Origin of the sequence: Aeromonas sp. MdU4 (assembly GCF_041929505.1) — a bacterium.
In the GTDB taxonomy this organism is placed as follows: Bacteria; Pseudomonadota; Gammaproteobacteria; order Enterobacterales; family Aeromonadaceae; genus Aeromonas.
The window spans coordinates 1-7,437 of record NZ_JBHFMW010000045.1 but is presented as its reverse complement, the minus strand read 5'-3'; the positions used below and the strand labels follow the sequence as shown (position 1 = coordinate 7,437).

Sequence of the window (7,437 nt, the reverse complement as noted above, 5' to 3'; positions counted from 1 at the left end):
GTGCCTGTGCCTTCAACGCCAGCTCTCTTCAAGCACCCGAAAGAGTTTGCCCAGGTTACGAGTCTCTCATATCCGCTGATATTGGTCGTGACCATCAAGCATCCCAACTGGTGTCCTTGTGCATGAAGCAAAACCCCAACATGGGTATCCAGATGGGTGTCTACACCAAGGATAACTTCAGCTTTGTTTCTGGAATTGTTCATGGCTCATTCCTCCAAGGAATATGCACTACCAACCCCATACGCAGGACAGGACACTCAAGATGCAGCACAAGGCTCCTATTAGGTCACAGACGCTGGGCCCGGCAATGCCAGGGAACATCAGCATCCAATCGACAGGTCAACGCAAAGGTATTATGTTCGCCAATCCCAGCACGGGTCAGATTGGGCTGATGTTCTTGAGCATAATGAACTGAGTATCCCAGCAGTTGCCACGCCGACTCATGCTCTGGGTCATGCGATAGCGCCACAGTCGTTGCCGAAATGCCCGACTGCCATATTGGCTACCCTGGTCGGAGTGAAACAGCACACCGGATGGGCAACCCCGCTGCTGATAGGCCATCTCCAGTGCGTTGAGGGCCAGCTCTGCATCAGGCTTATCAGACATCGCCCACCCCACAACCCGCCGGGTATGCAGGTCAAGCAGCGCTGCCAGGTAATGCCAACGACCACCTGCCCAGACGTAGGTGATATCGCCACACCACACCTGATTGGGTTGCTGGACATCAAATTCGCGGGCCAGCAGATTGGGAATGTCCGGTCGTTCAGACCGTGCCACCTTATAGCGGTGTGCTCCCGGCTGTTTGGATACCAACTCGGCTTCCTTCATCAGGTTACGTACTTTGAATCGGCCAATCTGATACCCCAGCTCCCGCATCATCGACATCAAGGCACGGCTGCCCGCCGAGCTCCTGCTCGCTTTGAACAACCGGCGCAACTCGCTGCGTTGCTGTATCCGCTCACGGTTAATCATCCGCCTGAGAGCCAGATAATCGTAAAAACAGGAGGTGGGAACATCGAAGGCGCAGCAGACCAGAGTGATGGGGGCTTGCTCCCTTAATCGGTCTATCAGCGCGTACGTGTGAACTCGTCCGCCATCAAGAGAGCAGTAGCCTAATGGGATGGTCTGCTCCATCTACCCCGCTATGCCGGAGCCAGCATCAAGGAGGCTCATCATGACTCAAGCGCAGATTTACATTTACGGGATCGATTTAGGCAAAAATTGGTTTCACCTGGTGGCGATTCAGATCGCATGGGGCATGTATTGACCAAGCAAAAGCTCACTCGTTCACAACTGAAACAGTTCATCAGTACGACTCCACCCTGTCGGGTTGCCTTCGAGGCATGTCCTGGTTCGCAATACTGGGGATGCCTGTTCCAACAGGCGGGGTTCGAGCCCAAGATTATTCCCGCTCAACTTGTTAAGCCCTACCTCAAATCGAACAAGAATGACTTCAACGATGCCACCGCCATTGCCGAGGCTGGTAGCAGAGGCACTATGCGCTGTGTCCCGTTGAAATCTCATGAACAGTTGGCATTGCAGGCGACTCATCGCGTCCGTCAGCGTTTCATCGTCGAACGTACCGCCACTGTCAATCAGATGCGAGCGTTGCTGCTGGAATATGGGCTCACCGTGCCAGTCGGCAGAAAAGTCTTCGAGCGCTCTCTGCCGACGATCCTTGAAGATGCCGAGAATGGCTTGCCTGATTTTATCCGCGCCCTGGTATTGCGCCTGAGAGAACGGTGGCAACAGCTGGATATTCAGATTGATGAGATGAGCCTCATGCTCGGGCAAGCCTCAAGCGCATCGAGTTTGTGCCAAAAAGTCAGCACAGTCCCCGGCATTGGACCGATTGTCTCAACCACGTTAATTGCCGCGATTGGCAATGGTTCACAATTCAAGAAAGCCCGCGATCTTTCAGCCTAGTTGGGGCTGGTTCCCAGACAATATTCAACGGGTGGCAAATCTTCGCTCGGCGGGATCAGTAAGCGTGGCAATAACTATTTAAGGCAAATGGTTATTCAGGGCGCCAAAGCGCTGAAAATTCACATGAAGCGTGACAAATCATCGTTAGGCGAATGGGTCGCTAGGCTGGAGGTCGGCCATCACCACCATGTGGTACTTATCGCCCTGGCCAACAAGATAATGCGAATTTGCTGGAAAGTGCTGACATCCGGCAGGGATTACCAACCGTATCCCAACGCAAGTTCAGCCGTTTAACTGATAGAACTCATACCCGGTTTTGCGAGCCAAAAACAGATGACAGAAGCGTTTACCCCACGACGTTGCAGCCTGGCTAAAAAAGCAGTCTCTCGTGACTGGTAGCTTTATTAGGACGATGACGTGCGGACCCCATCAAGGCCAGAGCCGGAAAACGGCTCACAGACAGGCCGGATACATTGACGCAAACGATTTCTGTAAATCAGTTCAAGCTTGCAGATAAGGAGCAGACCATACATTTTTTAGAATGTCCTTTTCACGCTCGAGCCGATGGATGCGGGCTTCCAGCTCCTGGATTTTCTGCTGCTCCGGAGTCAGCGCTTTGCTGATAGGCGTGGTGCCGGTTCGTTCGGATTGCAGTTGCTGAACCCAGCGGCGAAGTACGGTTTCACCGACATCCAGTGAACGGCTGGCTTCGGGGACAGAATATCCCTGGTCGAGCACCAGGGATGCGGCTTCGAGTTTGAATTCGGGAGTAAATGAGCGACGTAATCTTGTCATTGAACACCTCAGTCATGGTGGCGACTGTACCACCTAAAATGGTGTCCGGGATGATTAGACCACTATATAGATCACTTTCCTTTACCGGAGCCCACTTAAGCACCGACCGGCGGGGTAAACGCCGTAAGCGGCAACGTGGCTCCGGTATACTTCTCAATCTTCACCAGTGAGGAGTTAGCCGCACAACCGTTGGCCAACGTTGAAGTGGGAATATCCGCCGTCAGCACATTACAGCAGCCGTTTTTACAAATGCCACTGGCCTTATCAAGATCGGGCCAGGCTCCTTCGTGAATACAGACCGAGCCTGACTTGATGCCATCAGTGATCACCGCCCCGACCAGCACCTGTCCCCGGGCGTTGTAGGCTCGAACCAGATCGCCTTGGGCAATGCCTCTGGTTTTGGCATCGTCCGGATGGATCATAATTGGCTCTCTATCGGCAACGGCATACAGCTCACGCAATTTGGCGTAGTTGAGCTGGCTGTGCAGACGATGCGCCGGGTGAGCGGTCATCAGTTGCAGCTCACCCTCTTTGGCTGAACCGACCCATTCAGTGGGGGCCAACCAAGTCGGATGCGGTGGGCAGTCGCTTAACTTATAACTTTCAATGGTGCGTGAGTAGATCTCAATCTTACCGCTGGGGGTTCCCAAGGGGTTAAGCACCGGGTTATCACGAAATGCGCTATGACGTACAAACTTGGCATTCTGGGCATTTGGTTTCATTTCAATAGGCTTATTTTGTTGCCAGAATTGACTGAAATTAGGCATGATCACTCGGTTTTGCCGACCACTCTTTTGTGCCTCTTTATAGAAATCAGCCAACCACTCCATCTCACTTTTATTCTCGGAGTAAATGGCACGCCCCCCTGCTTTGAGCAACTCAGCCATATCGGCGAATACATCAAAGTCATTACGAGACTCAAACTGCGGCTCCACCACCTGCTTCATCGGGATCAAGTGTTGGTTACTGTAATCACCTGTCATAGTCAGATCATTGCGTTCCAACGAGGTGGTGATGGGCAGAACGATATCGGCATGTTTAGCCGCCGCAGTCCAGTAAGGCTCTGAAATCACAATGAGTTCAGGTTTTTGCCAAGCACGGATCAGGCGGTTGGTATCCTGATGGTGAGTAAAGTTTGCGCCACCGGCCCACCAAATCATCTTAATCGCCGGGAACGTGCCGCTTTTACCATTGTGCTGATAGCTGCCACCGGGATTCTCAAGCGCCTCGACGATACGAGCAAGCGGGAAGCTCTTGAGCGCCCCGGAAACAGCCCAGTCATTACCGGCAGAGGAACCGCCCGAAATTTCGGCGGCAATAGCGGGCAGCACCCCCGCATCGCGGGTCGGGTTACCACCATTAGAGTAATGGTACGAGAGACCAAAACCACCTCCCGGCAAACCAATCTGACCCAACATGGCGGCGAGGGTGACTAGCATCCAGTGACGCTGTTCACCATATTGCTGGCGCTGAATACCCCAGCCAGCCATCAGCATGGTGCGATTTTTACTGAAGATCTCTGCCAACGTATCCAGCTGTTTGGCGGGTACGCCACAGATAGCTTCCGCCCAGACCGAACTCTTGGCCACACCGTCACTTTTACCCAGTAAATATTGTTCGAACTTGTCGTAACCGGTGGTGTATTTATCCAGGAAGGCTTGGTCATGTTGCTTTTTAGTGACCAGGGTGTGGGCTATCCCCAGCATCATGGCAACGTCAGTATTGGGGTGCGGCGCGATCCACTGAGCTTGCTCCCCGAAAAAGTCGATGGTTTCTGAACGCATCGGGTCGATAGCGATGATGGTCTTCTTGCTCGCTTTGAGCTGATTGAAAAACTCCAGCCCCGCCCCGTCAGTACTGGACCACGCAATCTTCAGGGTATTGAGCGGGTTGATCCCCCACATCACCACCACATCAGAGAGCTCCATGATGATGGGATAGGTAGTTTGCTGCTCATATACCTCAATCGAGCCCATCACATGGGGCATGATGACCTGCGCGGCGCCCGTGGAGTAATCCCCCAAATGACCGGAATAGCCGCCAGCCATACTCATATAACGCTGCAACAGGGTTTGCGCCTTGTGCAACACCCCGCTTGAGCGCCAACCATAAGAGCCAGCAAACACCGACTCTGCCCCGTATTTGGTACGGATCCGGCTGTGCTGCTCGTGGATCAGCTTGAGCGCTTGTTCCCAACTGACCCGCACAAATTCGTCATTACCACGTTGACCATCGGGTTGGGTGGGGTTTGCCAGGTAACCTTTACGCACCATCGGGTATTTCACCCGAGCCTGGGTATGGACCTGATCCGCTGCAGTAGTTTGCAGGCTGTTTTCTACTGTTTGTGGCAATGCGTTACGTGAAGCGACAATCTTGCCCTCTTTCACCTCAACCAGCATGGCGCCCCAACGGCCAGCAGTCAGTACCGCCATCCCCTGTTTGCTATTAGTCACCGCCCCAACAGGGGCCACCGATGTAATGGCCAAGGCCCCCAGGGTTGCCCCTGCCCCTTTGAGGAAGGTGCGACGAGAAAATGTAGTCATGACAACATCCTTAATTTAGTTAGCCACAAAATCTTTGGCGTTGTATTGGAAGTACTTGGTGAGGATATCGAGATCCTCGACGCTGATCGCAGTGCGATCGCCCATGCTCTTGGCCACAGAGGGCCACGCGTTCACGGTGAAGTGTTTAGCCGGGATCTTGGCATGGCACGCAGAGCAATAGACATTGTCAAGTTGCTCGGCATAGCGCCAAAGCGCATCGCGCGATGGCAAAATGGGGGTATTAATCTCACCCTGCAGGCGGGCACTGCGCCATTTGTTGCCATATTGGTCCGCCTGGTAAGTGCCCGCTTGGACCGCCGCCTGACCGGCATCAGTTAATTGGGCGACGATGGCGCGCTGCCCCTCAGCCACATAGATAACCTGCTCGGCACCTTCCATCTGAAACCCCTTCAACTCAACGGTGCGCGTGTCACCCTGAGTGTCCAGCACTGTCAGGGCGGTGGCCGGGTTGATGGTGGCCAGCTCGCCTAACGGGGTCGGTTTGAAAGGATACGCCTGCGCACTCTGCGCTGGCGTTTGCTTGGCAAGCTCCACCAAGTGATCAAGCGCCTTGCTGTCCATCTTCATTTCGGGCAGTTGGTGGGCGATGCCCTTATGGCAGTCGATACAGGTCTGGTCATTGTCTCGTGCATACTGGTGCATCTTTTGCGCGTCTGGCGTCTGATCAAAACGCTCGACCGCGTCATCTTTATGGCAGGATCGACAGGTGGCCGAGTCGTTGGCACGCATTTGCTTCCAGACGGTTTCGGCCATGGCCGCGCGATGGTTTTCATACTTCTCTGGTGTGTCGATTTTACGAGTAACAAACTCGTGATAAATGTCTTTGCTCGCACGCCCCTTAGTGAGCAGATAATCAACCGTATTGCTGGGGATGTGGCAATTCGAACACTCGGCGCGCACCCCGGAGACGTTATTGAAGTGGCGAGTGCCCTGGTACTCCTGATAAGGGATATCCATGCTATGGCAAGAGACACAGAACTCGGTGCTGGAGGTGGCATAAAGCACACTTTGAGTCCCACCCAGGGTTAACCAGCCGATACAAATTCCGATAGCCACCAACGTGGCGATATAACGTTTTTTGATAGTCATGTTTACCCTACAAAAAATTAATCGGCATTTAATCTAATTTCGATATTAAATGCTTGGCGAAAGTAAAAACGTGCACTCCCGCAAACTAATCCTCAAAAAACACTTGCAGATGGCACTGCTGCACACATTCCCGCAGGCGGTGGACAGCACCCCCAGTGGCAGGGTAGTTGTCGCCTGATTTTTCCACTGGGGCAGGAGCTGTAAAATGGCTAATCACAGGATTGCGCCTGAGCTTAGGGAGAGAGCCATCATGCATATGATGCCACCCTGGACTGACCCCGCCCCAGTAGACGATCCTGCCCTCGAGTTTGAGCATAGGAGGAGCGTATGGGCACACCACGATTTACACCTGAATTTAAAGAGGAAGCAGTGCGTCAGATCACTGAGCGTGGTTATTCAGTGGCAGAGGTGTCTGACCGGCTGGGGGTTTCTGCTCACAGTCTCTATAAATGGCTGAGGGCCATCAAACCGGATAATAGCGAGCAGCATGCCCACGATTTACTGGAAGCAAAAAGTGAGCACCTGAAGCTACGGACGCAGTTAAAACGCACCGAAGAAGAGCGGGATATTCTGAAAAAGGCCGCGCGGTACTTTGCAAGGGAGCCCGACTGAAGTACCGCTTTATCAATGAGCACCGTTCTGTATGGGGTGTCATGACAATGTGTCGGGTACTAAATGTCGCCCGGGCCGGATTTTATGCATGGCTACATAATCCGGTCTGTGCACGTGATAAAGACAACCAGCGTCTGCTGACACTCATCCGCGATTCATATGCTCTGAGCGATGGCGTGTATGGCGATCGCCGGGTTCATGGTGACGGCGAAACCTGCGGTAAAAATCGGGTGGGACGGCTTATGCAACTAAACCGGATCAAAGCCATACGCGGCTATAAAGCGCCACGCAGGGTATCCGGTAGACCTTCAGTCGTAGCACCTAATCGTATACAGCGACAATTTACTGTTAGCCAGGCCAATCAGGTTTGGGTGACCGATATCACCTATAGTGTGCCCGGAGTTCAGGGCGAGCACGAATGCTCAAATGAGCCACGAGTCTGTCTGGAATA

General features: G+C 53.3%; 2 protein-coding genes and 5 pseudogenes. 2 read left to right on the top strand and 5 right to left on the bottom strand.

Features of this window, described 5'->3' with window-relative positions:
* Positions 1-203: pseudogene (locus ACE1BR_RS22305) on the bottom strand (hypothetical protein); the annotation flags it as partial.
* Between the two features lie 214 nt (positions 204-417).
* Positions 418-1,113, bottom strand: a pseudogene (locus ACE1BR_RS22300) (IS3 family transposase); the annotation flags it as partial.
* Positions 1,114-1,251: 138 nt separating this feature from the next.
* On the opposite strand from ACE1BR_RS22300, the pseudogene ACE1BR_RS22295 reads away from it, so the two are divergent.
* Positions 1,252-2,220 (top strand): annotated as a pseudogene (locus ACE1BR_RS22295) (IS110 family transposase).
* 240 nt (positions 2,221-2,460) lie between these two features.
* Here the strand turns inward: ACE1BR_RS22295 and ACE1BR_RS22290 are convergent.
* The 3 genes and pseudogenes from ACE1BR_RS22290 to ACE1BR_RS22280 form a co-directional block, all read right to left on the bottom strand.
* Positions 2,461-2,721: pseudogene (locus tag ACE1BR_RS22290) on the bottom strand (transposase); the annotation flags it as partial.
* Positions 2,722-2,816: 95 nt separating this feature from the next.
* Positions 2,817-5,264, bottom strand: coding sequence for a molybdopterin guanine dinucleotide-containing S/N-oxide reductase (locus tag ACE1BR_RS22285; RefSeq protein ID WP_374874172.1), 2,448 nt, complete (start codon positions 5,262-5,264; stop codon positions 2,817-2,819).
* Positions 5,265-5,279: 15 nt separating this feature from the next.
* Entirely contained in the window at positions 5,280-6,374 is a 1,095-nt protein-coding gene (locus ACE1BR_RS22280) for a NapC/NirT family cytochrome c (protein WP_374874170.1), read from the bottom strand.
* 327 nt (positions 6,375-6,701) lie between these two features.
* Between ACE1BR_RS22280 and ACE1BR_RS22275 the strand changes: the two are divergent.
* Positions 6,702-7,375: pseudogene (locus ACE1BR_RS22275) on the top strand (IS3 family transposase); the annotation flags it as partial.
* Positions 7,376-7,437 lie beyond the last annotated feature (62 nt).